We start from the raw sequence: 24935 nt of genomic DNA, 5'->3' as shown, positions 1-24935 counted from the left end.
GATGCATATTGAAGCGCGGATCTTCGAGATCCTCACCGGATTCTTTTTTGCGGTGGCTCTCGCGTACGGGTTGGCCACGGGTCTGACCAGTAAGAACGTCGAATGGGTAGGCGTCACCGGCATCGTCATGACCGGTGGTCTGACGCTGCTGATCGGCACCTACTTCCGCTTCGTGGCCCGACGGGTGGACATCCGCCCGGAAGACTACGAAGATGCCGAGGTCTCTGACGGTGCAGGCGAACTGGGATTCTTCAGCGCCGGTAGCTGGTGGCCGATCCTGATCGCCGGCGGCGCCGCACTCTTCGCGGTCGCACTCGCTTTCGCACAGTTCTGGCTGGTTGCTTTCGCCGCTGTCTGCATCATCGGCGCGGTGTGCGGTCTGGTGCTCGAATACCATATCGGGCCCGAAAAGCACTGACAACAATCACCAACACTCAGCTCCCAGGTCCGCAGCTCCAACTGCGGCACACCTGGGAGCTGAGTGCTTTCTGCCGAAAGGCGATCCGGGAACTCCTCGACGGGGCCTTCGACGGCGACTTCACCGACACCGACTTCGATCACGCACTCGGGGGACTGCACGCGATCATCACCGACGGAGACGTCGTGATCGGTCATGCCGCGGTGGTCGCCCGTTCGATCGTCCACGACGGCCGCGCATACCGCGTGGGCTACGTCGAAGCGGTGGCGACCGATCCGGAGCGACAACGTCAGGGTCTCGGTGACCGCGTCATGAGTGCTGTGGAGGCCGTGATCGATGGCGCGTACGACTTCGGTGTCCTGGGGGCCAGCGAGGCGGGTCTGCGTCTCTACCGCGCACACGGCTGGACACCCTTCACCGGTCGGTTGTCGGCGATGACCCCGGACGGCGTCATCGAGACCGCTGACGACAGCGTCCACGTCTACGGACGGTCGGCACCGGTATCGGGTCAACTCATCTGTGATTGGCGCTCAGGAGAGCTCTGGTGAACGATCCGTCCGCACCTCGGGACTGAACATCATGTGTAGCAATGGAAACGGACGCCCGCCGGAGTCCAATGCGGATCGACCTGTCACCACAAACCCTTTGCGTCGATAGAAGTCGGCGGCATCGGGATTCTGTTCGTTCACGTCAAGCCCCAGTGCTCTTGTTCGAGCGAGAGCGTCTTCGAGCAGGGACGATATTCACAGGCGTCACGGCTGAAACCCTCCAGGGGCCGAAAGTGGCGGCACCGCAGCGAGAGACCCACGGTGGGGTAGGGGAGGGGCCCGTGCATACAACAAGAGCCGAACCGCGATTGCGGTCCGGCTCTTGTTGATTGGCTGTGTCAGTCGACGAAGGGATCTCCGCCGCGCTGCTGGAGCTCGCGCAGCGCGTCCTTCTCCTCGTGATGAGCCTGCTTGTCCTGCTCGACGTTCCGGGTCTGCTCTTCGGTCGGGTCTGCGACCAGCAGGGAACCGGTACCCGGCGCACCAGCGGAACCGAGCTTGTTCATGCGCTTCGGAAGTGCAGCGCCCTCGTACGGCAACGGAACCGGATGTCCGTGGTCGTCGACAGGTCCGAGCGGCTGATGCAGTTCGATGAACTCACCGTGAGGCAGACGCATGATGATGCCGGTCTCGATGCCGTGCTCGAGCACGTCCCGGTCGCTGCGCTGCAGTGCCAGAGCCCAGCGGTAGGCGATGTAGTACGCCAGCGGCGGGATGACGATCAGGCCGATTCGACCCATCCACGTCGTCGCGTTCAGCGAGATGTCGAATTTGTACGCGATGATGTCGTTCATACACGAGATCGTGAGAATGATGTAGAACGACAGCGCCATCGCGCCGACAGCGGTGCGCACCGGAACGTCACGCGGACGCTGCAGCAGGTTGTGGTGAGCGTGATCGCCGGTCAGCTTCTTCTCGATGAACGGATACGTGAACATGAGCCCGAAGACAATGGTCAGCACCACGACCACCCAGAAGATGGCCGGGATCGTGTAGGCGTTCCCGAAGTAGATCTCCCATGCGGGCATGAGTCGGGCCAGGCCGTCGGTCCACATCATGTAGATGTCAGGCTGGGAGCCGGCAGACACGTGTGCCGGGTTGTATGGCCCGAGCACCCATACTGGGTTGATCTGGAACAGACCCGCGATGATCGCCAGGATGCCGAAGGTGACCGCGAAGAACGCGCCCGACTTGACGGCGAACACCGGGAGGATCCGGACACCGACGACATTTGTCTCGGTGCGGCCGGGGCCGGGGAACTGCGTGTGTTTCTGGTACCAGACCAGCGCGAGGTGAGCACCGATGAGCGCCAGGATGATTCCCGGGAACAACAGGATGTGCAGCACATACAGGCGCGGGATGATGATGTCGCCGGGGAACTGTCCACCGAACAGAGCCCAGTGGATCCAGGTGCCGACAACCGGGATACCCAAGACGATGCCCGACATGGCGGCGCGGACGCCGGTGCCCGAGAGGAGGTCGTCGGGGAGTGAGTATCCGAAGAAGCCCTCGAACATCGCCAGAACCAGCAGGAAGCAGCCGATGACCCAGTTGGCCTCACGCGGACGCCGGAAGGCGCCGGTGAAGAAGATGCGGGCCATGTGGATGATGATCGACGCCGCGAACAGCAGCGCTGCCCAGTGGTGGATCTGACGGACGAAGAGGCCGCCGCGTACCTCGAAGGAGATGTCGAGGGTGGTGGCGTACGCCCTGGTCATCATGACGCCGTTGAGCGGTTCGTAGGCACCGTTGTAGATGACCTCGGACATCGACGGATCGAAGAAGAACGTCAGGTACACACCTGAGATCAGCAAGATGATGAAGCTGTACAGAGCGATCTCACCGAGCAGGAACGACCAGTGGGTGGGGAAGACCTTGTTGATCTGGCGGCGAATACCGGCCGCCATGTGATACCGGGCATCTGCTGCCTCGGCCTGCTGTCCGATCTTGCTCATGGTCGATCCTCTCCTCTGCCGCGTTCCCAGAACGCCGGGCCGACGGGCTCGATGAAGTCGCCGGCAGCCACCATGAAGCCCTGTTCATTGACCGTGATCGGCAGCTGCGCCAGAGCACGGGCGGCAGGGCCGAAGATCGGCTTGCCGTATTCGAGGGCATCAAACTGTGACTGGTGGCAGGGGCACAGAATGCGATTTGTCTGCTGCTCGAACAGTGAGGTCGGGCAGCCGAGATGCGAGCAGACCTTGGTGTACGCGAAGTAGTCGCCGTAATTGAAGCTCTCCTGGCCCTTGCGCTTGATCGCCTTGGCGGCGTCGTTCGGGCGGAGACGGATCAACATGACCGGGTTGCTGATGTAGCGCAGCCCCTCGATCAGCTTGTGCCGAGACTCTTCGGTCTCGCCGGTTCCATCGGACACGCGCCAGGGGAACACCGTCTCCATGCCGCCGGCATCGAGGTCTTCGGGACGGACCAGGACGACGGACATCGGGTTACCGGTGTCGCGGCGCAGGAAGACCGTCTCGTTCGGGTTCTCCGGAGAGTTGTAGATCGGGGACCAACCGGTGTGCCACAGCGGCGCATCCTTGCCGAGTGCCCATGGGTTCTTGATGATGCCGCCGAGCATCGCGACGACACCGGTCAGCGCAAACGCACCCAGGCCGAACAGCCCGGCCCGCTTGATCGCCTTGCGGCGGGGGAGGGTGGAGGTGTTGAGCGAATCGGAGAACTCTGCAGCGATGGTCCGCTTGTCGACCTCGGCCGAACCGCCGTCGTGGCGATCCTGCACCGAGATCTCTTCGGGGATGAAGCGCTTGGTGAACTGCACGGCGCCGATGCCGATGGAGAGGATCGACAGACCGAACGTGAAGCCGATCAGCGGGGTGTTGAGGATGTATGCCCAGTAGTTGTCACCATCGGGCATCACGAATTCCCATTGGTTGAACAGGAAGACGATCAGGCATGCGAGGGCTGAAACGCCGGCAAGAGTGAACCAGAACGCGACTGTGCGCTCTGCGCGCTTCTCCGCCTTGGTGCCCGGCACGGGGAAACGCTCGCGGCGGTGGATGACCTCCACGCCGTCGAGGTTGGTGCCGAGTTTGACCAGCGCTGCGTGGTCCATGGCATCCAGCTCATCCGTGGTCGGAGCTGGCTTCTGCTGGTCGGTCATGTACGTGATCCCATCCACATCGCACCGGCGACAACTGCTACGACGCCGACGAACCACATGAACATTCCTTCGGACACCGGGCCGAAGCCGCCGAGTCCGTAGCCGCCCGGATCCTTCGCCGTGGTGGCGTACTTGACGTAGCCGATGATGTCGCGCTTTTCATTGTCCGTCAGCTGCCGGTCGGAGAACTTGGGCATGTTCTGAGGTCCGGTGAGCATGGCGGTATAGATTTCCTGCTCGCTCGGCGCGTCGAGGGCGGGTGCGAACTTTCCCGACGACAGTGCGCCTCCACGGCCGGTGAAGTTGTGGCACGACGCGCAGTTCAGGCGGAACAGCTCGCTACCGCGGCCGATGTTCTCGCCACGCAGTTCGCCCTGCTCGACGACTGGGTAGCCGTCCTTGAAGATGACGTTGCCGTTCGCATCCTTGGCGTAGACAACCTGAGGGCCGCCGCCGACGGACTGTATGTAGGCGCCGAGCTGGTCGATCTGGGCCTGAGAGAATTTGGACGGCTTGCGCTCGATCTGGGCTTCGCCGCGGACCGCGGGCATACGGCCGGTCGAGACCTGGAAGTACACAGCCGCGTCGCCGACACCCACCAGTGACGGACCGCGATCGGCCACACCTTCGAGGTTGGCGCCGTGGCAGGTGATGCAGGACGTCTCGTAGAGCTTGCGGCCATCCTGGACCAGCGCGGCAGTTGAATCACTGTCGGCCTTGGCGACCTGCGCCTCGGGCGTGATGGCAGTGGCCAGTCCACCGGCGACAACCAGTCCTGCCAACAGCAGGAGAATGCCGGAGGCGCGACGGCGCATCTTGCGGCGCGACTTCGACTTCTTGGCAGCTGTGTTGCCGGTGCCCTCGCTCAGGGCACCCGTTTCAGAATCCCCAGGTGAGGTGGGTGGGGGAGATGAACTCATCTGTATCTCTCTGCTTAGCGGACTGACTTTGCCTGTGCCAAAAGACTGTTTCGGCCGTTACCGGATGAAGTAGATGGTCGCGAAGAGTGCGATCCAGACGATGTCGACGAAGTGCCAGTAATACGAGACGACGATCGCGGCGGTGGCCTGAGCCGGGGTGAACTTGCTGAGCCGCGTGCGGATCAGCAAGACCACGAAGGCGATGAGACCGCCGATCACGTGTAGGCCGTGGAAGCCTGTCGTGATGTAGAAGACAGAGCCGTAGGCGCTCGACGAGAGCGTGGTGCCTTCGTGGACCAGGTGGTAGTACTCGTACGCCTGGCCGGCAACGAAGAACGCGCCCATGAACAGGGTGAGGGTGTACCACCGTCGAAGACCGAAGACGTCGCCCCTCTCGGCGGCGAAGACGCCGAGCTGACATGTCACCGAGGACAGAATCAGTACGGCGGTCACGGGGATCGCCAAGTACAGATTGAGCTCGGTGGGCTCCATCGGCCAATTGCCGTAGTTTCCGGCCCTTGCCACGAAGTACATCGCGAACAATCCGGCAAAGAACATCAGCTCGCTCGAAAGCCACACAATGGTGCCCACGCTGACCATGTTTGGCCGGTTCAGCGAGTGCACGCGCTGGGTGATAGCTGATCCTGTGGGTGCTGCAGCGCTAGTCACCAGAGAAGTATGACGGTTCGTAGTAAGCCCTGACCACTTGGGTCCAGATTTTTTTCTGCGCTGATGCGGCGCTGCTGGTAGTAGGGCTGAAACGGTTTCTCGCGGCGTGTCCGTGGTGTGGTTTTGTGGCACCTGAGAGGCTGGTGGTGTGGCACGCGATGTGAACGGAAATCCGATCGAGGTCCCGCGGTGGAAGCGTCTCGCCGACCGATTCGGCGGTGGCCGAAAGCCCAACGGGGAGTTGTCGGTCGACGATTCTTCACTGGTGATCACCGCGGAGTGTTTCGACGACGCGGAAGCGGCATCGACGACCTTGTCCGCTTCGCGATGGAGACAGGACGACCAGGCGGTGCTGCGGCATCTCCTGGCGGTGCCCGGTGGCGAGGTCGAAGCGGTTCTCGCCGTGGCCGCGCAGGACCACTATCAACGGGTTTCGGTGGATGTTCCGGGCGCGCTGGAGATCGAGCCGGGACAGGAGTTCGTGGCGCTCGCGCGGGTGCAGTTGGTGGACGCGCTGCACGTGTCGCAGGAGCGGTCGCGGATGGCGGGGCTGGCGCAGCGTCACGACGGCACCGTCATTGCTTGGCAGGTGCTGCAGCCGGGGTAGGGGCGGGCGGGGTTCGGAAACCTCGTTGACGGTTCTGGTCGGGCAGTAGATAGTCTTTTCGCGTGACCCACTCCGATGCGCAGGCCCGCAGCTGGCCGCAGGTATTAGGTGTTCTGGCCGATGGCCGGGACCTGACCACCGACGGCGCCGAGTGGGCGATGAACGAGATCATGTCGGACAACGCGACACCGTCGCAGATCGCCGCATTCGGGGTGGCGATGAAGATCAAGGGTCCGGTGCCCGCGGAATTGCGTGGCCTGGCCGACGCGATGCTCAGCCATTCGACGGTTGTCCCCACTTCTGTGGCGTGTGTCGACATCGTCGGTACGGGCGGTGACCGCTCCAATACCGTGAACATCTCGACGATGGCCTCTGTGGTGGTCGCGGCCGCGGGCGTCCCGGTGGTCAAACACGGAAACCGGGCCGCCACGTCGAAGAGCGGTGGCGCCGACGTCCTCGAGGCGCTGGGCGTGAACATCGCGCTGGATGCCGCCGGTGTGTCGCGGTCTGTCACCGAGGTGGGTATCGGATTCTGCTTTGCTCCGGTCTTTCATCCGGCGCTGCGCTTCGCCGCCGCGCCGCGCAAGGAGATTGGCATCCCCACCGTCTTCAATGTGCTCGGACCGCTGACCAACCCGGCGCGTCCGACCAGCGGTCTGGTCGGTTGTGCGTTTGCCGACCTGGCCCCCGTACTGGCGCAGACTTTCGTCGAACGCGGTGACTCGGTGTTGGTCGTCCGCGGCGACGACGGTCTCGACGAGCTGACCACCACGTCGACATCCACCGTGTGGCAGGCGTTCGGTGGTTCGGTACGCAAGCAGACCCTGGATCCGACCACCCTCGGATTGGCCCGGGTCGAGCTGTCGGCGCTGCAGGGTGGGGATGCGGAACACAATGCCACTGTGGCGCGGGAGATCTTTGCCGGTCAGGCCGGACCCGTTCGGGATGCCGTGCTGCTCAACGCCGCCGCTGCCCTGACCGCATACCGGCCGCAACCGGATGTGGATCTGGTTGATCAGTTGGGTGAGCACCTGGCCGTGGCCGCGGCAGCGATCGATTCGGGCGCTGCCACGGCGTTGCTGGCCGACTGGGTTCGCGTCAGCAATTCCTGACGACGCCGGACGGCCCCCTATTCTCCGATGGAGAAGCCGGCGTCGATGTCGGCGCTCGAGTAGCTCTTGAATGCGATGTGGGTGGCTGTGTGCTTGACGCCGGGCAGCCTGCTGATGGCCGCGGTGACGACTTCGGCGATCTCTGCGTGATCACGGACCCGGAGTTTTGCGATCAGGTCGACGTCACCGGCGCACGAATAGACCTCGGTGACACCGGGGATGTCCGCAACCGCCTGCGCGGTTTCGGGGATCTGGTGGACGTCGGTCTGAATCAGGACGATCGCAGTAATCATGGCTTCAGATTAGTTCTGCATCGAGCGTGATGGTGCGATGCGCCGAACCGACGAGTTCGCGCCACTGTGCCCAACGCCCGGCGCCATGCCGCGGGAGGCTGAATCCGCTTGTGGCGCACACAATTCGAATACCCGGGGTGGTGAGCCAGCGAAAGATCAGGGCGGTTTCCTCCGGTGGGGCCCCGCAGAGTGGTCCGGGTGTGGGGATCACGGTCTCGGCGGAGGCGGCCAGCAATTCGACCACCGGCATCGGTGGGACACCACGGACCGCGACGCCGGCACTGGCCAGTCGTCCGTGTCGGATGACGGCGAGGTCCCAGCCTCTGCGACCGTCGGGTGCGGCGGCAACGAGTTCGGAGATACGGGCCAGCGCCGCGAGGCGCTGACAGCGTTCGAGGTGGGCGATGAGCTGATCGAGCCGGTCGCGTAGCCGCGCGGCGTTCTCGAACAGCTCGGCACCGGAGAGTGCGGTCAGCCGATCCAGTGCCGCGAGTACGGGTGCGTCGCTGCGCCCGGAGAACAGGTCGGCCACCGCCCGCGCCCGCGGAGCGTAGGTCTGGGCGTCGGCGGCGTGAGTACTCGCGCCGTGACATCCGCCGACGATTCGTCGGCCGTCGGATCGGACCTCGCACTGATGTAGTCCGGACGCGCGCAGCGGGGTGCGGCAGGTACGCAATTCGCAGAGATCGGAGATGAGATCGGCGATGTCGTATGCGACGGCTCGCGATCGGACGGGGCCCAGAGCGATCGGGGTGGGGGCGCGGCTGACCTTGAGTCGCGGGAACGGCTCGTCGGTGAGACAGAGCCACCACCCGCGGTGCGGAAACTTGGATCGGCGATTGTAAGGCGGGGCATGCGCGCCGAGTAGCCGTAATTCCCGCACTCCGGCTTCGATGCGGTGCGCGCACTGGACGTGATCGACGCGGGTGGCCAACTCCACCATCTCGCGGACGCGGGTGCGGGTTTCCGCGCCGGTGAAATAGCTGCGCACGCGTCGCCGTAGGTCGACCGCTGTTCCTATATAGAGGACCTCGTCTGACGGGCCACGGAAGAGATAGACGCCGGGCTCGGATGGCAGGTGATCGGAAAGAGTGCGTTTACTTCGGGTGGCGGCGGAGATCCCGGGAAGATACTCGCGCAGTTCCCTATATGTATGGATGCCCTGATTGCCCACTCGCTCGAACAGGCGATGCAGTACCTCCACGGTCGCGCGGGCGTCGTCGAGTGCACGGTGGGTGGGCCGGGTCTGGACGGCGAACAGTGCGGCGAGCGCCGACAGTTTCACCGTGGGCGCCTCGTCGCGCGTCAGCACGCGCCGGGCGAGCTTGACCGTGCACAGCACTCGGTGAAAATTCCACGGGTGGCCGAGATCGGTGGCCGCTGCCCGGAGGAATCCGATGTCGAATCGGGCGTTGTGCGCAACGATCACCGAATCCCGCGCGAATTCGAGGAATGCGGGCAGTACCTGATCGATGGTCGGCGCGCGATAGACCATCGCTTCCGTGATCCCGGTCAATCGGACGATGTGTGGCGGGATGCCCCGGCGCGGATCGACGAGCGTCGCGAAATCGCCGAGCACCTCGCCGCCGCGGATCTTGACCGCACCTATCTCGGTGATCCGGTCGTCGGTGGGGCTACCGCCAGTGGTCTCGAGGTCGACGACAACAAACGTGGTCTCGCGGAGCGGTAGGTCGTCCGGATGTGTCAGAAATGGGTCGTCGAACGACAATTGCGCCCTAGTGGCCTCACCAACACCAATCACAACGGGAACACTAGTTCGATGGTCTGACATCGCCCGGGATGTTTCCGGCCGCCGCCGGTGGGTACCCGGCAGCGAGATGTGTTGTCGGGGGGTGTCGCTAGCGTCGCGATCGACGTACAAAAGTCGGCTCATCCCGCCTCCGGGTAACCCCTGAGTGACCCTGAGATCGAGATGAGAAGACCCAATGAGACGGAGATCACATTGCTCATCGAATGCAGCACCTGCCCCGGCCGTCCAGTCGCGTGTGACGACTGCATGATGACCGTTTTCATGGGCCCGGTAGGGGTCCGGAGCAGCGACAACGCGGAAGTTCGCTGTGATGAATTCGTTATTGACGACGAGACTTGCCTCGCGGAAGCGGTGGCGCTGTTCCATGCCGCGGGGATGCTCCCGAAGTCTGACACTGACGATCATCAAAAAGCTATCAGTCCAGCTCAGGCCCACTTCTCGGGTGGAAATCAGCAGCAATTGTGGGCTGTGTAACACGACACGCCAGTAGGGCTTTGTCGTCCTTCCGGTAGACATTCGCCACCACGGTTTCGTAACCTTTCTGAGACCTTGCGAAAGCGTTCACTCCAACCGGAGCGAATCGTGAGGTCGCCGCTTAATCACCAACACGGTGAACCGGGGAACCATCTGATGCGACCACAAGTCCGCATCCGGGGTGAATCCCACAGAACCCTGAGGTCTCGACGACCTTGCGGGTTCACCGGGTAGGGCCATCTTCCGGCCCGAATCCGACAGCTAACTCGGTCAGCGGACAGGGAAGAAACAAGGAGACCTCGCTTCGTGGCGAAACATCGTTTGAAACAAGAAAGCCGTGGCGTCAAGAGTGCCCGCGGTGCTCTCATTGCCGGCTCGATCACTCTCGGCACCATGGGTATCGCCGCAGCGCCTGCCTTTGCCGCACCGGTGACGGTTCCCGGTGTCGGAACGTTCGACATCCCGGGTGTGAGCCCGGAACAGATTCCGAATGAGTTCAAGCCGCAGAACGTCCTGCCCGGCATCGCCTCCGCACCCGCGCCCACCAAGGCAGTCGGTCAGGTAGCCGCAGATGCCGCAATCAGCAAGATCGGTTCGCCGTACGTCTACGGTGCTGCCGGCCCCGACGCTTTCGATTGCTCCGGCCTCGTCTACTGGGCACACCAGCAGGCTGGTCAGACCATTCCTCGTGACAGCTACGGCCAGCTCGGCGGAGGCACCAGCGTCAGCGCTGCGAATGCCCAGCCCGGCGACGTCGTGATCTACAACGGCGGCGGCCACGCCGGCATCTATGTCGGCAACGGCGAGGTTGTGCACTCTTCGACTGAAGGTGTGCCGGTCGCGCGCATGGCTCTCAACGGCATGTCGATTGTCGACATCCGCCACTACTGAGCAACACAGAACTGAACAAGCCATTGGGCGGGTCCGCGAGTTGCGGTCCCGCCCGACGGCATCCGGCCACCTGTACGGCGGTGATTTCGGTGCGATTCGCCCTTGCCCGGGCCGCGCTGTGTAGCCTGGCCGGGTTGGTCTTTTGCAGTACACAGGGGAGCTGGTCGACGGGTGACCGTCGTCGACCAGGTTGTGAACACCGGTTAACGAGGAGTTGTCAGAGTCGTGGTGCGTGAGGGATATGCCGCCGTGATGCGGACCGCGGTGGCCGGTATGGTCGTCACTCTTGCCGTTGCGCTCGGCGCCGGGGCCCCGGCCAGTGGGGAACCTACTCCTCAGAGTCCCGACATGATGCTCGCCGATTACACGAAACTCGGTCGTGAAGCCGAACAGGCCACCGAGGCGATCCACAACACCGCGATCGAACTGGGCAAGCAGCGTGACGCCGTCGCTGCCGCGACCACGGAAACCGACGCTGCCGAAGCCAATCTCGTGGCACTCGACAAGAAGGCCGAAGACCTGCAGGGCGCGGTCGATGCCCTCGTCACCGCCAGCTACAAAGGTGCGCGGGTCAACCGCCTCTATGCGGTGCTGGTCAGTGATTCACCGCAGTCGCTCCTCGATCAGATGTCCGGCCTGGAGATGATCTCCCGCCAGACCGTCGAGGACGTCAAGAAGTTCACCGAGGCGAAGACCAAGGCCGAAGAGGCCAAGACGGTCGCGGTGGATGCCAAGTTGAAAGCCGAAGCGGCCGTCGCGACCGCGGAGAAGACCAGCGCAGACCTGCAGGCCCAGCAGAGTGAGCGCGTTTTCAAGGCAACCGAGATCCGGGCCATGTATCAGGCCCTCACCGGCAAGCAGCTGGCCGAACTGGCCGGTGCGAGCGTCGACTTCGACCCGAAGCTGCTGCCCGTCGGCACCGCACCCGAGGTGATCGCGGTTCGTGCAGCGATGACCCGGATCGGGGATCCGTACGTCTGGGGCGCCACCGGCCCCGACCAGTTCGACTGCTCCGGATTGATGGTCTGGGCATACAAGCAGGCCGGAAAGACCTTGCCTCGATCGAGCCAGGCCCAATTGGCCGGTGGCACCGAGGTATCCCGCGACGACATGCGGCCCGGCGACCTGATCATCTACTACCCCGACGCCACCCACGTGGGCATGTACGTCGGCAACGGATACGTGATCCACGCGTCCACCTTCGGTGTGCCGGTGGCGGTTGTCCCGGTCGACAAGGGCGGCCCGTTCAACTCGGCTCGCCGGTTCTGATCATCTCGATAGTCGTCGAGGTCCCCCGCATCCCCAGGAATTCGCTCCGCCTCCCGGCGTACGCTCCTGTTGCAACTGGTGCGAACGCGGGTACGTGGAGCGAATTTTGGGTTCGGCGGTACGCATGAAGTTTCTCGGTGCTCTGGCCCCACGGACCCGCCGGGTCGTCTTCGCGGCGATCGCTGTGGTGATCGTCGCTGTGGTGGCGATCGTGGCCACCTTGATCGTGAGAGATTCCGCCGTTGATTCGGACGGCCCGGCCAACGCATCCATCGAGAGGCCCGAGAATCCATACGAGCAAGCGCGGACGCTCGGCGTCACCCTGACCCTGCAGGCCTACACCGACGCGCTGCGTGATGCCGACGCCGGAGCCGCGCTGGCACAGCTGGATCCGTCCGCCGATGCCGCGTTGCGAACCAAGACCGAGATCAGCGCCGCCGGTGTCGAGGAACTGCCGCTGACCACCTTCGAATATCGCCTGTCCGACAGTCGCGACTTCGAGCGGCTGGTGCCACCGCAGATCCAGGAGACGCTGGATGCCGCGGGAAGCGTCGATTCCTGGGTTGCGCCGGTACAGCTGCGCTACGCCTACGCGGGTATCGATTCCAAAACCGTGGTCGTGGACATCCCGATGGTGATGGCAAGGTACTCCGACGGCTGGCGGATCGTCGCCGAAGCCGCACCGTTGTTCGGCGAGCCGCCGGCAGCCGGACAGGTATGGCAGTTCCCGGATCCCACGGCCCAGCAGGTCGCCACGAGTCCGGGTGAGTCGCTGGTGCTCAGCAACGGCACCGACCGTGGATTCGCCGACAGCATCGCGGGGCAGCTCCCGGCCGCGGTGACCGCCGTCAGCAGGTTCTGGGGAACCAAGTGGCCGCAGAGCGTCGGTGCGATCGCGGCCGCGACCGACGACGAGTTCCTCTCGATCACCGGAGCAGGTGCAGATGATGCCCGAGCTGCTGCCGCGGTCACGGTCTACACCGGAATCGACCGGCCGGAAGGGGCGGCACCCGTCGCCGTCGGGCAGCGTGTCGTGTTCACTCCGCAGGCAGCACAACTGGATTCGGCGAACCTCGCCGTGGTCCTGCGTCACGAGGTGTTCCACATCGCAGCCCGGACCGCGACCGCGGAGAAGGCCGCGGTCTGGGTCACCGAGGCCGTCGCCGAGTATGTCGGCCGCCAGGGCACCTACACCGACCTCGCGCAGGCGGCACCGGAACTGGCCGAGCAGATCGCCGTCTCCGGGCCACCGGTGGACCTGCCGAGCGACGCAGACTTCGCGCCGAGCAATCCCGATGCCGCCGTGTCGTATCAGTCGTCGTGGTCGGTTGCAGCCTTCATCGCAGAGAAGTTCGGCGAAGACAAGCTGCGGAACTTCTACGTGGCCCTCGCCGGTGCCGACCAGCCGGTGGATCCGGCGTTGGTGGTCGCGGCGCAGGACACCGTGTCACGGTTGGTTCTGAAGATCTCACGCGAAGAACTGGTGCGGCAATGGGGCGAGTGGCTCACCGCGCAGATACGGTGAGCTGATGCACCGGACCCTGTTGGTCACCAACGACTTTCCACCCCGGCAAGGGGGTATCCAGTCGTATCTGCAGAATCTGGTCGATCGGCTTCCGGCCCACGACATCATCGTCTATGCGCCGCGTTGGCGAGGCGACAGCCACGTCCGGTTCGATGCCCGGCAACCCTATGAGATCGTCCGGCATCCGACCACCTTGATGTTGCCGACGCCGGTGATCGCCCATCGGGCCGCGGAATTGGTTCGGGCTCACCAGGTGGACACGGTGTGGTTCGGTGCGGCCGCACCGTTGGCGACCTTGGCCGGTGCGGTCCGCCGGGCGGGCGCCCATCGGGTCATCGCCAGTACGCACGGTCACGAGGTGGGCTGGTCCATGTTGCCGATCGCCCGTCAGACACTGGGCATGATCGGCAGCAACACTGACGTGATCACTTACGTCAGCAAGTACACCCGAGGGCGTTTCGCCGCTGCGTTCGGTGCCGACGCGGCGCTGGAGCATCTCCCGCCCGGTGTCGATGTCGACCGGTTCGCTCCGGACCCGGTTGCCCGCAAAGCGTTTCGGGAAAAGCTCGGGTTGGGGGACGCGCCGACGATCTTGTGCCTGTCCCGGCTGGTGCCGCGTAAGGGGCAGGACATGCTGATCCGGGCGCTGCCGGAGGTTCGGGCGTCGATCGACGGGGCGAGGTTGGTGATCGTCGGCGGTGGGCCTGATGCGAAGCGACTTCGCGAACTCGCGGCGCAGACCGGTATGAGCGACCACGTCTTGTTCACCGGGTCGGTGGCAGCCGATGATCTGGCGAGCTATCACAACATCGCGGATGTCTTCGCGATGCCGGCCCGCACACGGGGACACGGACTGGACGTAGAGGGTTTGGGCATCGTCTATCTCGAGGCGTCGTCGACCGGGGTGCCCGTGATCGCCGGGCAGTCGGGAGGCGCACCCGAGACCGTACTGGAGGGTGAGACCGGGCTCGTGGTGGACGGGCGTTCGGTGGCGCAGGTATCCGAGGCGCTGATCACCGTCCTGGGCAGCGCGGAGCTGCGCGAATCGATGGGCCGGGCCGGGCGTGAGTGGGTTTGTTCACGCTGGCGGTGGGAGCACATGGCCGGAAGGCTCGGGCACCTACTGTGACCGGAATGATCAGGCGGGCCGCGGTCAAGGCAGGGTTTGTGGCCGGTCCGCGAAGCCGATATGTGAAGCTATTGCGGTGACCAGCATTCAGGTTGCCGACCAGACATTCATCGCAGCGCCACCCACCACGGCGACTGCGGTGATAGCCGACCGCGGAAACTGGCGTCGATGGTGGCCAGATCTCCAACTGTCGGTTGTCGAGGATCGGGCAGAACAGGGCGTCCGCTGGAGTGTCACCGGCCCGTTGACCGGAACCAGTGAGCTCTGGCTCGAACCGGTTCTCGACGGTTTTGTGATGCACTACTTTCTGCATGCGGAACCGACCGGCGAGCTTCCCGCGGAGCCACGGGCACTCATGGACACCGTCGCCAAACTCAACCACCGGCGGCGGGTTGCCGGGCGGGCGATGGCATTTGAGGTGAAGGACCGGCTCGAGCGAGAACGCCATGTCGGGGGACCGGCAGTGAGTCCGGCAGGTGAGGTCGGAGCTGGACCCGTTGGAGATGGACACCGAGCCGAAGGCGAAGCTGGACCCGTTGGAGATGGACACGGAGCCGAAGGCGGAGCTGGACCCATGGGAAGGGCCGGTAAATGACCGACCGCACTGAGCAATCGATCGTCATCAACGCCGATGCCGACGTCATCATGGCGGTGATCGCCGATTTCGAGCAGTACCCGCAGTGGGTGTCGGCGGCCCGTGAGGTCGAGGTGGTGAAGGCCGGTGCCGACGGCCGTGCCGAGCACGTCCGGTTTGTTCTGGACGCCGGTGTCCTCAAGGACAACTACGAGCTCAGCTATGAGTGGGCCACCGATGGGCATTCGGTCACCTGGGATCTGATCACCAGCGATTTGCAGACCGCGCAGCACGGACGGTATTCGCTTGTGCAGCAGGCTCCCGGATCGACGAAGGTGACCTACGAGTTGACCGTGGATCTGGCGATTCCGATGATCGGCCAACTCAAGCGCCGCGCCGAGAAGGCCATCACCGACGCTGCGCTCAAGGAACTCAAGAAGAGGGTCGAAGACTGATCGATCTAGCGCCCATCCACCTCGTCCTGGGACCGGGTGGTGCCGGAACGTCGACGGTTGCCGCCGCCGGTGCGGTAGGTGTGCGGCGATCCTCCGGTCGTCTGGCGGGATCGGGTCGCCGCGGTAAGACGCTGGTGGTGTCTCTGGACAGATTTCATGTCCTGTCGGGGATCTTCGGGGTGTTCTCGGTTCCGGGTCAACCGATTCCGGCGTCGCAGCAGGTTGATCTCCTGGAACTCGACACCCTCGAGATGCTGGCCGACACCTGGAGTACGGTCCGGTCGGCTCTTGCTGCCGGTGCGTTGACCGGGGCCGCCATACCGGGTTCCGACGACGTGCTCGCCGGGCTGGATCCGGAGGAGATCCTCGGGATGCCCGGGGTGGAATCGCTTCTGGCGCTGCGGCGTATCCGCGACGAAGCGGCGTCGGGAAAGTGGTCGCAGGTGGTGGTCGACACCTCCGGTGCGGTCGATCCCTTCGAGTTGTTCCGGATCCCTCAGATGGTGGCCGACACCATCGAGCGGCTGTGGCCCCGACATCGCAGGCTGGGTGCGGCGACGGACAACACCCGGATCGCACGTGTGGTCGCGGTGCTCGATGCCCTGATCCGGGACTGTTCCGACATCGACGACCTGTTGTTCGATTCGTCGGGTGTGAGTGCGCATCTGGTGGTCGGGGCCGATGATCACGGCGTGCTGGCCGCGCGCCGGTATCAGGCTGTGCTGCAGGTGATGGGTTTGCCGTTGACCTCGGTTCTGGTCAATCGGATGCTGCCGGATGTCAGTGTGGACGTGGACGTGACGTCGCAGTGGTATGCCCGCAGAATCGCAGATCAGCGTCTCTGTGTCGAGCAGCTGCGAGAGATCGGCGGGGAGGCCGAATTGATCTGCCTGCCTTGGCTTTCCGATCCCATCGATTCGGTGCTCCGGATGCGCGAGATGGGTGTGCGGCTCGATTCGAGGCCGATCGGCCCTGTCGGTCCGGGCGCGGCCGAGGTGGCTCGGGAGTCGGGCAGCGGTGTCGATTCCGTCTACCGGATGAGGTGGCGGCAGTCGTTGCCCGATCCGTCCGGCCTCAAGCTGGGCCGCAGCGGGGACGATCTGATGGTCACCGTGAGCGGTGTCCGCAAGCGGGTCAGGTTACCGTCGGTGCTGCGCCGGTGCGTGGTTACCGGTGCCCGCTGGGATGATGGTTTCATGACCGTGCGGTTCCGGCCGGACCCCGAACTGTGGCCGAGTCAGTCGTAGATGCGTAAGAATGGCGGGCACCGCAGAAGTTCGTGACCGATGAGTCACTTCCGATCGAGAGAAGGGCCGAGTGGACCAACATCACGACGGCCCGGCAGGTGGATCCGGATCAGGGGGCGATGCGGACGCGTGGCGGGCTCTGCTCATCGGCATTCTCGAGAAGGTGGATCTCCTCGCTGGGGGTCTGCTCGGCGACGAGTCCGGTGCCCGCGGCCGAGGGACATCAGGTGGGGGAACGGCAGCGTCGTCGGGCGATTTCTCGGCCCAGTTCCGGTCCACGCTGGAGTTCATCATCGAGGAAGCCGGAGATCTGATCTGGCAGATGCTCGGTCAGCTGATCGCGATTCTGGAGGCGATCCAACAGGCGCTGGAGCACGTGATGGGCGGAACTCCCGGAGCCGCGGCGACCTCATCGAGCGGCGGAGGCCGCAGAAGTGAGGGAGTCGGCGGGCGTGGGCACGCGTACGAGCCGATCACCGTGCACTTCGAATCCCCGGACGGTCCGCCGGCGGGCAGCGTGTGAGCGCCGGGGCGACCGGCCCCATCCGGATGGGCGGTGCTGTCGGCGGGGGACTCGCGATCGGCATCGACATCGGCGGTACGAGTATCCGGGCTGCCGTGGTCGACGAACAGGGACAGGTGCATGACACCGTTCGCGCACCGACTCCGGGGACCGAAGCGGCCCTGGAATCCGGACTCGATCGCGCCGTGGCCGAACTCACCGGCCGGTGGGATGTGATGGCGGTGGGACTGGCGGTGGCCGGTTTCCTCACCGCAGACCGTCAGACGATTCGCTTCTCGCCACATCTTCCGTGGCGTGAGGCGCGCGTCGCCGAAGACATGAGCAAGAGGATCGGGTTGCCCGTCTTCCTCGAGCACGACGCCAACGCCGCGGCGGTGGCCGAATATCACTTCGGTGCGGGCCGGGGCCGCAACACCGTGGTCGTCACGATCGGTACCGGTATCGGTGCCGGATTCCTGATCGACGGCGAGGTCTATCGCGGCAGCTTCGGCGTGGCACCCGAACTCGGGCATCTACGTGTGATGCCCGACGGCCGGCCTTGTTCGTGTGGCAAATACGGATGCTGGGAAAGATATTGCAGCGGTACCGCTTTGGTTGACACGGTGGTCGAGATGATTGCCGACAGCGGTGACTGGAACAGCCAGCTCACCCACGAGATCATGGAAGATCCGGGTTCCCTCACCGGCCGCCGGATCGCCGCCGCGGCGCATGACGGTGACGCGCTAGCACTGGCCGCGTTTGCGGATTTCGCGCGCTGGCTTGGGTTGGGACTGGCCATGGTCGGCGATGTCTTCGATCCCGATCTGGTGGTGATCGCCGGTGGTGTGGGATCGTCGGCCGGGCTGTACCTCGACGAGGCGCGCGAGCATTACTCGGCTCTGCTCACCGGCGCCGGGCACAGGCGGATGGCGCGCATCCGCGGTACACAGCTCGGTGAGGCCGCCGGGATGATCGGTGCCGCGCAGGTGGCGCGCAGCGAGACCTTGGCGATGACGCCGCCGCGCCCGGGTGGGTAAAGTTTGCATTCGTAATTCGGTTCGGTAACTGCGGCGGGACGTTCGTGGCTCGTCAGAGAGTGGGAAGACATGTGGTACTGGGTCTTCAAATACATCCTGATGGGACCGTTCCTTCGGCTCATCGGTCGGCCGAAAGTTGAAGGACTGGAGAATATTCCGGCAAAGGGGCCGGCCATCCTGGCGAGTAACCATCTGGCCGTTGTCGACAGTTTCTACCTCCCGTTGATGGTGCCGCGCCGGATGTACTTCTTGGCCAAGAGCGAATACTTCACCGGAACCGGGGCCAAGGGCGCGTTTCAGCGTTGGTTCTTCAGCGCGTCGAGCCAGATCCCGATCGATCGCACCGGGGCCGATGCGGCTGCCGGTGCCCTGTCCGCGGCCAGGCGCAAACTCGACACCGGTGACCTGATGGCGATGTACCCGGAGGGCACCCGCTCGCCCGATGGCCGCCTGTACAAGGGCAAGACGGGCCTGGCGCGGATCGCGATGGAGTGTGGTGTCCCGGTGATCCCGGTTGCGATGGTCGGCACCAGCGACCTGAACCCGCCCGGCACCACTATTCCCCGCCTGGGGCGGATCACGGTGAAGATCGGCAAGCCGCTCGACTTCAGCCGGTACGAGGGCATGGAGGGCAACCGCTTCATCGAGCGGGCCGTCACCGACGAGATCATGTACGAACTCATGCGCCTGGGGGGACAGCAGTACGTCGACGTGTACGCCGCCTCCCTCAAGGACAAACCGGCCGTGCCGCCCGCCTCCACCTCTCCGGCCGCCTGAGCCCGGCGTTGCGTTACTTCTACGACTGCGAGTTCATCGAGGACGGCCACACCATCGACCTGGTGTCGATCGGCATGGCGGCCGAGGACGGCCGCGAGTTCTATGCGGTGTCCACCGAGTTCAATCCGGACAAGGCGGGACCCTGGGTCCGGGCGAATGTGCTTCCCAAGCTGCCTTCTCCGTCGTCGAAGGCCTGGCGGGGCCGGAGCCGGATCAAAGCCGATCTCCTCGAGTTCTTGAACGAGGGTGACGGCACCATCGAGCTGTGGGCCTGGGTCGGCGCCTACGACCACGTGGTGCTCTGCCAGCTTTGGGGGCCGATGACCGCTCTGCCACGAGAGATGCCACGGTATACCCGTGAGCTCAAGCAGCACTGGGAGCGCAGCGGCAGCCCGGAACTGCCCGCCGCCCCGAAGGATGCGCACGATGCGCTCGCCGACGCCCGGCACAACCTCAACAAGTGGCTGGCCATCGAGGCCTCGCTGGGTTCTCGGCGGGCGTGACCGCGCCTTTTGTCCCCACCGGGCGGGGCACTAGGCTGTTGGGGTGGTGAACTGGACCGTAGATGTTCCTCTGAACGAACTTCCCGAACTGCCGCCGTTGCCCGGCGAGCTGGCCGAGCGCTTTGCCGAGGCGATCAGCAAACCGGCGTTGCAGCAACCGAGTTGGCCCGAGGACAAGGCCCGCGCCATGCGGACGGTCCTGGAGAGCGTGCCGCCGATCTGCCTCCCGAACGAGGTCGAGGAGCTCAAGTCGCAGCTCGCGGAGGTCGCTCTCGGGCGCGCGTTCCTGCTGCAGGGCGGTGACTGCGCCGAGACGTTCGCCGACAACACCGAACCGCACATCAAGGGCAACATCCGCACGCTGCTGCAGATGGCCGTGGTGCTCACCTACGGCGCCAGCCTGCCGGTGGTCAAAGTCGCGCGCATCGCCGGCCAGTACGCCAAGCCCCGTTCGTCCGACACCGATGCTCTGGGCCTGCCGTCGTACCGCGGAGACATGGTCAACGGCTTCCCGCCCGATCAGGCGGTGCGGGAACACGACGCCTCCCGGCTGGTCCGCGCATACGCGAACGCCAGTGCGGCGATGAACCTGGTGCGGGCGCTGTCCGGCGCCGGCCACGCAGACCTGCACCGGGTACACGACTGGAACCGGGAGTTCGTGCGGACCTCGCCGGCCGGTGCCCGCTACGAGGCCCTGGCCTCGGAGATCGACCGTGGCCTGAAGTTCATGGATGCCTGTGGCGTCCGCGATTCGAATCTCGAATCGGCGAACATCTACGCCTCGCACGAGGCTCTGGTGCTGGACTACGAACGCGCGCTGCTGCGTCTGTCCGACGATCCGGAGGATCCGGAAGGCGGCAAGCTGCTCTACGACCTGTCAGCCCACTTCCTCTGGATCGGGGAGCGCACCCGCCAGCTCGATGGCGCGCACATCGCCTTCGCCGAACTCCTCTCGAATCCGATCGGTGTGAAGATCGGGCCGGGTACCACGCCGGAACTGGCCGTCGAATACGTAGAGCGTCTCGACCCGCGCAACGTGCCGGGGCGTCTGACGCTGGTCGCGCGGATGGGCAACTCCAAGGTGCGTGAGGTGCTGCCCGCGATCGTCGCCGCCGTCGAGGCCACCGGTCACAAGGTGATCTGGCAGTGCGATCCGATGCACGGCAACACCCACGAGGCCAGCACCGGCTACAAGACCCGCCACTTCGACCGCATCGTCGACGAGGTCCAGGGATTCTTCGAGGTCCATCACGCGCTGGGGACCCACCCCGGCGGGATCCACATCGAGTTGACCGGTGAAGACGTCACCGAATGCCTCGGTGGCGCACAGGACATCTCCGATCTGGATCTGGCCGGACGCTACGAAACCGCGTGCGACCCGAGGCTCAACACCCAGCAGTCACTCGAGTTGGCGTTCCTGGTCGCGGAGATGCTGCGGGGCTGACCCCGCCCGGCCCGGTCGCGTCGCTCAGGCGCTTTCAGTTCGCGTCGCTCAGGGAATGGACGTGATGTCGACGGTGGAGCCTGTCTTGACGCGGGATCCACCGTCTGGGCTCTGCGTCACCACGATCGAGATGTTCGCACCGGTCAGACCTCGGCTGTTCACTTCGAGTCCGGCGTCGGAGAGCTTCTTCTTGGCGGTCCCGACGGTGTCGCCGGTGACGTCGGGTACCGACACGGCGTCCGACACGAAGATCGTGACCACCGGATTGCGTGGATCGACGCGGGCCCCGAACGTCGGGCTGGCGGTGGTGATGGTGCCGGCCTTGGCTTTTCCGTCGGTGGACGTTCCGCCGTCCTCGGCGATCAGACCGGCGTCCTGCAGGGTGCGGCGCGCATCGGCGGGCGATTGTCCCGACAGGTCCGGCACCGTGATGGCATCGGAGACGACCAGGGTCACCGTGCTGCCGGGTTCCGCGAGCTGCCCGGAGGCCGGTTCGGTACCGATCACGTCTCCGCCGTCGATGTCCGGGCTGAACCGGGTGGTCACCGTACCGGGTTTGAGTTTGGCGGACTTGATGAGCTCGGTGGCCTCGGCCTGATCCCGCCCGGCCACGTCGGGCACCGAAACAGGTTCGGGCCCACGGCTTGTGGTGATCTGGACTGAACTGCCGACCGGGACGGTCGTACCCGAATTGGGCGTCAGTGACACCACCGTGCCCTTCGGTGCGGTCGCGCTGTACTGCTGCCGGGTCACCTCGGGTACGAGGGTGTATTCCTTGAGAACTTTCTCCGCCGCCGGCAGAGCCGTCCCGGAACCGATCTCCGGGACCTTCGGCTGGCCTACCGAATAGGCCAGTGTCACATCCGAAAACCGGCTGACTCGGGTACCCGGGGCCGGTTCGACCGACATCACCTCGTCGACCGGTATCTCGTTGTGGAACGTGGGGTCGTCCACGACATCGAGCCCGGCGTCCTCGATCGCGGCGGTCGCGGCAACCCTGTCCATGCCGCTGGTGTCGGGGACCGTGGTGAACCGGCCCGAACCCAGCCACCAGCCGCCGACACCGACCAGCACGGCGATCAACACCACGACGAGGACCCAGATGAGGGCCGTGCGACGGGATTTACGCCGGCGTTCCTCGTATTGCGCAGCCTGCGAGGACAGCACCTGCGATGTCGGCTGCGGGCCCGGTGGCCCAGCCGGAACCGGCGGATGTCCGTGGTCGGCCGGCGGGCGACCCGGAGGTGCCTCGGCCGGGCCCCGGGTGTCCGGAGGCAACGTCTGGACGCGGGTGGGATTGCGGCCGGCAGGCGGTGGTGGTGGCGCTGGGGCCGCGGCCCGGATCGGGTCGGTCATGTCGGGATCTGCGGCCGGTGACATCTTTCGGTCCCGGAAGGCGACCATCGTGTCGCGTTCGGCCGATCGGGCCGGAGCCGGCACGGTGAACGACGGCAGTTCCAGATCGGCGGCCATCTGTTCGAGGTGCTCGCGCATGTGAATGCCGTCGCGGTAACGGCCGCGCGGGTCTCGGGCGGTGGCGGTCAGCACGAACTCGTCGAACTCCGGCGGGACACCGGCGATGAGTGAACCCGGTGCGGGCACGTCGTTCTTGAGTCGCTGGTACGCCAGACCCAGGGCGGTGTCGCCGCTGAACGGTGTTTGACCGGTGAGCATTTCGAAGACGAGGATGCCGGTCGAATAGACATCGGAACGGGCGTCGGCCGATGCCGTCTCCACCTGTTCGGGGGAGAGGTAGGCCGCGGTTCCGAGGATGACGCTGTTGGACGTGATGCCTGCTGCGGCGATCGCCCGGACCAGTCCGAAGTCGACAACCTTGACTTCGCCCTCATCGGAGATCAGGACGTTCTCGGGTTTGACGTCGCGATGGACCAGGCCGGCCCGGTGGGCCGCACCCAGCGCACCGAGGACGGGCGCGGTCACCGCGGTCACGGCGTGTGGTGGCATCGGTCCGCGTTCGCGCAGCAACTCCCGGAGCGTGCCGCCTTCGACGAGTTCCATCACCAGGAACGCGTAGTCGCCGTCGGCGCCCTGGTCGTACACCGGTACCAGGCCGGGGTCCTTGAGCCGGGCCACCGAGCGGGCCTCGAACTCGAGTCGGGCCAGGAACTGTGGGTCGGCCGAGAACCGCGGGTCCATGACCTTGACCGCCACCGGCCGGTCAAGACGAAGGTCCATACCGAGATAGACGCTGGACATGCCGCCACGGGCGATGAGCGCATCGATGCGGTACCTGCGCTCCAGGAGCGCACCCAAGAGCACGTCGGAGGGAGCGTTCACCGTGTCGAAGCCTTTCTGCGAAGTTGTGAAGGTCGGTGGGGAGGCCGAACCGAGTCCACATTAGCGATGCGGGATCGAGAATCGATCACGACGCGGTCGCACGGACCTGCTCAGGTGAGTGATTCGACGGTTTGACCACCGGCTCGGTACCCTCTTGACCGTGGGTTCCGTACCGCTTTCCCCAGACACTCTTCCAGCTGACGTCGACGTCCTGTCGGTCTCTCAGGTTTCCTCTCGAATGGGCTTCTCGAACAGCAAAGTCCTCAACTTGATCACCGACCACAATCTGCTCGCGGTGCGCCGCGACGGACAGGTCGCGATCCCGGAGTTGTTCTTCGACGGCTCCGACATCGTCAAGCACCTCAATGGCCTGATCAAGGTCCTGCTCGACGGCGGCTTCAACCGCGACGAGATCATGCGCTGGATGTTCACCGAGCAGGAAGACCTGGGCATCACGCCCGCGGCGGCACTCCACGGCCATCAGGCCCGCGAGATGATCCGCCGCGCGCAGGCCGAGGCTTTCTGACGTAGCGCTCGCTACCGTCGCCGGTCCGGCCGATCTGCGATGCGCTCCGCAATCCAGGATTCGATGTCGCGGCGTGCGCCTGCTGCGATGGCGGTGGGGTGAGCGGCGAAGCCGTGGGGCGATTCCGGGTAGATCCGGAGGTCGACGTCGTTGCCTGCAGCGCACAGCCGGGCCGTCATCGCCAGATTGTCCTCGAGCAGAATGTCCTTGTCACCGACCACCATCAGGGCGTGTGGCAGATCGCGGAGGTCGGCGAAGACGGGGGAGATGTCCCCGACGGTCGTGTCGTCGACGTGACCGATGTAGGCCCGGAGAAAGTACTCGTCGGCGATGAGGCGGCCGGCGGGTGTGGCGGAACTGAGGTCGTAGGTGCCGAATTGGAGTGCGGCGCCGCAGAATCCATCGCCGATTCCTCGGTCGCGTAGACGCAGCAGCGTCGTCATCGCCAGGGTGGCCCCGGCAGACGCGCCACCTATCACCATCCGGGTCGTGCCGAATCGCTCCGCGGCGTGATCGAGCAACCACAACGCAGCTGTTTCGCAGTCGTCCGGTGCTGCAGGCCATGGGCATTCGGGTGCCAGACGGTAGTCGACGCTCACGACAACCACACTGAGGGAGTCGGCGAGCGCACGGTTGCGGGTATCTCCGCGGTCCGCCGAATCCATGTAGAACCCGCCCCCGTGGATGTCGAGATAGACGCCCTCCGGTTCCGTGTCACGAGGAATGAGTACGCGGACCGGGACGGCCCGCCCGTGCGCCTCGGCCGTGATGGTGACTGCGTGGGGATCGGTGGCCGGAGACTGCTCGGCTCGGCGGGCGCGG

At 65.1% G+C, this 24935-nt stretch carries 24 protein-coding genes, 1 pseudogene and 1 riboswitch; of the genes and pseudogenes, 17 read left to right on the top strand and 8 right to left on the bottom strand.

What is annotated here, in order from left to right; genetic code table 11:
* Position 1: 1 nt before the first annotated feature.
* Both VIQ49_RS28730 and VIQ49_RS28725 read left to right on the top strand, forming a co-directional pair.
* The gene (locus VIQ49_RS28730) at positions 2 to 418 is read left to right on the top strand and encodes a cytochrome c oxidase subunit 4 (RefSeq protein WP_331890553.1); all 417 of its coding nucleotides are present in this window, start codon (positions 2 to 4) and stop codon (positions 416 to 418) included.
* Entirely contained in the window at positions 373 to 966 is a 594-nt protein-coding gene (locus VIQ49_RS28725; RefSeq protein WP_331890551.1) for a GNAT family N-acetyltransferase, read from the top strand. The genes VIQ49_RS28730 and VIQ49_RS28725 overlap by 46 nt, the downstream gene beginning before the upstream one ends.
* A 338-nt stretch (positions 967 to 1304) precedes the next feature.
* Here VIQ49_RS28725 and VIQ49_RS28715 read toward each other — a convergent pair whose 3' ends face one another.
* Genes VIQ49_RS28715 through VIQ49_RS28700 form a run of 4 tightly spaced genes read right to left on the bottom strand, consistent with a single transcriptional unit; the run spans position 1305 to position 5610 of the window.
* Positions 1305 to 2921 carry a cytochrome bc complex cytochrome b subunit gene (locus VIQ49_RS28715; RefSeq protein ID WP_331890549.1) on the bottom strand — a complete coding sequence of 539 codons (1617 nt, stop codon included), beginning with the start codon at positions 2919 to 2921 and terminating at the stop codon, positions 1305 to 1307.
* Complete coding sequence (locus VIQ49_RS28710) at positions 2918 to 4090, bottom strand: ubiquinol-cytochrome c reductase iron-sulfur subunit (protein WP_331890547.1); 1173 nt, start codon at positions 4088 to 4090, stop codon at positions 2918 to 2920. Before VIQ49_RS28710 ends, VIQ49_RS28715 begins: the two co-directional genes overlap by 4 nt.
* Positions 4087 to 5010, bottom strand: coding sequence for a cytochrome c (locus VIQ49_RS28705; protein WP_331890545.1), 924 nt, complete (start codon positions 5008 to 5010; stop codon positions 4087 to 4089). The genes VIQ49_RS28710 and VIQ49_RS28705 overlap by 4 nt, the downstream gene beginning before the upstream one ends.
* A gap of 57 nt (positions 5011 to 5067) precedes the next feature.
* Positions 5068 to 5610 (bottom strand): cytochrome c oxidase subunit 3, encoded by a 543-nt coding sequence (locus tag VIQ49_RS28700; protein ID WP_414731739.1) that lies wholly within the window; start codon positions 5608 to 5610, stop codon positions 5068 to 5070.
* Positions 5611 to 5827: 217 nt separating this feature from the next.
* On the opposite strand from VIQ49_RS28700, the gene VIQ49_RS28695 reads away from it, so the two are divergent.
* Complete coding sequence (locus VIQ49_RS28695; RefSeq protein ID WP_331890542.1) at positions 5828 to 6286, top strand: hypothetical protein; 459 nt, start codon at positions 5828 to 5830, stop codon at positions 6284 to 6286.
* A gap of 62 nt (positions 6287 to 6348) precedes the next feature.
* On the top strand, positions 6349 to 7398 hold the full coding sequence (trpD, locus tag VIQ49_RS28690; protein ID WP_331890541.1) for an anthranilate phosphoribosyltransferase: 1050 nt from the start codon (positions 6349 to 6351) through the stop codon (positions 7396 to 7398).
* Positions 7399 to 7415: 17 nt separating this feature from the next.
* On the opposite strand, the gene VIQ49_RS28685 is transcribed toward trpD, so the two are convergent.
* Together VIQ49_RS28685 and VIQ49_RS28680 are read right to left on the bottom strand one after the other, a co-directional pair.
* Positions 7416 to 7691 (bottom strand): Lrp/AsnC ligand binding domain-containing protein, encoded by a 276-nt coding sequence (locus VIQ49_RS28685; protein WP_331890539.1) that lies wholly within the window; start codon positions 7689 to 7691, stop codon positions 7416 to 7418.
* A gap of 4 nt (positions 7692 to 7695) precedes the next feature.
* On the bottom strand, positions 7696 to 9483 hold the full coding sequence (locus VIQ49_RS28680) for a DEDD exonuclease domain-containing protein (protein WP_414731737.1): 1788 nt from the start codon (positions 9481 to 9483) through the stop codon (positions 7696 to 7698).
* A 561-nt stretch (positions 9484 to 10044) separates the two neighbouring features.
* Positions 10045 to 10227: riboswitch (cyclic di-AMP (ydaO/yuaA leader) on the top strand.
* A gap of 15 nt (positions 10228 to 10242) precedes the next feature.
* Between VIQ49_RS28680 and VIQ49_RS28675 the strand changes: the two genes are divergently transcribed.
* The 12 genes and pseudogenes from VIQ49_RS28675 (at position 10243) to VIQ49_RS28620 (ending at position 21289) form a co-directional block, all read left to right on the top strand.
* Positions 10243 to 10827, top strand: a complete 585-nt coding sequence (locus tag VIQ49_RS28675; protein ID WP_331890535.1) for a C40 family peptidase — start codon at positions 10243 to 10245, stop codon at positions 10825 to 10827.
* A 252-nt stretch (positions 10828 to 11079) separates the two neighbouring features.
* Positions 11080 to 12096, top strand: a complete 1017-nt coding sequence (locus VIQ49_RS28670; protein ID WP_414731738.1) for a C40 family peptidase — start codon at positions 11080 to 11082, stop codon at positions 12094 to 12096.
* Between the two features lie 124 nt (positions 12097 to 12220).
* The gene (locus VIQ49_RS28665) at positions 12221 to 13621 is read left to right on the top strand and encodes a hypothetical protein (RefSeq protein WP_331890531.1); all 1401 of its coding nucleotides are present in this window, start codon (positions 12221 to 12223) and stop codon (positions 13619 to 13621) included.
* A 4-nt stretch (positions 13622 to 13625) separates the two neighbouring features.
* A complete protein-coding gene (locus tag VIQ49_RS28660) occupies positions 13626 to 14750 on the top strand; it encodes a glycosyltransferase family 4 protein (RefSeq protein WP_331890529.1) in 1125 nt (374 codons plus the stop codon).
* Positions 14751 to 14820: 70 nt separating this feature from the next.
* Positions 14821 to 15213 (top strand): annotated as a pseudogene (locus VIQ49_RS28655) (SRPBCC family protein); the annotation flags it as partial.
* A 128-nt stretch (positions 15214 to 15341) separates the two neighbouring features.
* Positions 15342 to 15779 carry an SRPBCC family protein gene (locus tag VIQ49_RS28650; RefSeq protein WP_331890527.1) on the top strand — a complete coding sequence of 146 codons (438 nt, stop codon included), beginning with the start codon at positions 15342 to 15344 and terminating at the stop codon, positions 15777 to 15779.
* Positions 15776 to 17026: an ArsA family ATPase gene (locus tag VIQ49_RS28645; RefSeq protein ID WP_331890602.1), complete on the top strand. Its 1251-nt coding sequence runs from the start codon at positions 15776 to 15778 to the stop codon at positions 17024 to 17026. The genes VIQ49_RS28650 and VIQ49_RS28645 overlap by 4 nt, the downstream gene beginning before the upstream one ends.
* Before the next feature lie 70 nt (positions 17027 to 17096).
* Complete coding sequence (locus VIQ49_RS28640; protein WP_331890525.1) at positions 17097 to 17549, top strand: hypothetical protein; 453 nt, start codon at positions 17097 to 17099, stop codon at positions 17547 to 17549.
* Between the two features lie 26 nt (positions 17550 to 17575).
* Positions 17576 to 18565 carry an ROK family protein gene (locus VIQ49_RS28635; protein ID WP_331890600.1) on the top strand — a complete coding sequence of 330 codons (990 nt, stop codon included), beginning with the start codon at positions 17576 to 17578 and terminating at the stop codon, positions 18563 to 18565.
* Positions 18566 to 18634: 69 nt separating this feature from the next.
* Positions 18635 to 19342, top strand: a complete 708-nt coding sequence (locus VIQ49_RS28630) for a lysophospholipid acyltransferase family protein (RefSeq protein ID WP_331890523.1) — start codon at positions 18635 to 18637, stop codon at positions 19340 to 19342.
* Between the two features lie 8 nt (positions 19343 to 19350).
* Positions 19351 to 19845 carry a polyadenylate-specific 3'-exoribonuclease AS gene (locus tag VIQ49_RS28625; protein ID WP_331890521.1) on the top strand — a complete coding sequence of 165 codons (495 nt, stop codon included), beginning with the start codon at positions 19351 to 19353 and terminating at the stop codon, positions 19843 to 19845.
* A gap of 43 nt (positions 19846 to 19888) precedes the next feature.
* Positions 19889 to 21289, top strand: a complete 1401-nt coding sequence (locus VIQ49_RS28620; protein ID WP_331890520.1) for a class II 3-deoxy-7-phosphoheptulonate synthase — start codon at positions 19889 to 19891, stop codon at positions 21287 to 21289.
* Positions 21290 to 21337: 48 nt separating this feature from the next.
* Here the strand turns inward: VIQ49_RS28620 and pknB are convergent, their stop codons facing one another.
* Positions 21338 to 23587, bottom strand: coding sequence for a Stk1 family PASTA domain-containing Ser/Thr kinase (pknB, locus tag VIQ49_RS28615; protein WP_331890518.1), 2250 nt, complete (start codon positions 23585 to 23587; stop codon positions 21338 to 21340).
* A gap of 160 nt (positions 23588 to 23747) precedes the next feature.
* On the opposite strand from pknB, the gene VIQ49_RS28610 reads away from it, so the two are divergent.
* Positions 23748 to 24113, top strand: coding sequence for an Rv2175c family DNA-binding protein (locus VIQ49_RS28610; protein ID WP_331890516.1), 366 nt, complete (start codon positions 23748 to 23750; stop codon positions 24111 to 24113).
* Positions 24114 to 24124: 11 nt separating this feature from the next.
* On the opposite strand, the gene VIQ49_RS28605 is transcribed toward VIQ49_RS28610, so the two are convergent.
* Positions 24125 to 24935: alpha/beta hydrolase (locus tag VIQ49_RS28605; RefSeq protein ID WP_331890514.1), on the bottom strand; the 811-nt coding region annotated here is incomplete at its 5' end.

The sequence above is a fragment of the Williamsia sp. genome (assembly GCF_036566845.1).
Lineage (GTDB): Bacteria > Actinomycetota > Actinomycetes > Mycobacteriales > Mycobacteriaceae > Williamsia.
This window is presented reverse-complemented; position numbering and strand designations above follow the sequence as displayed.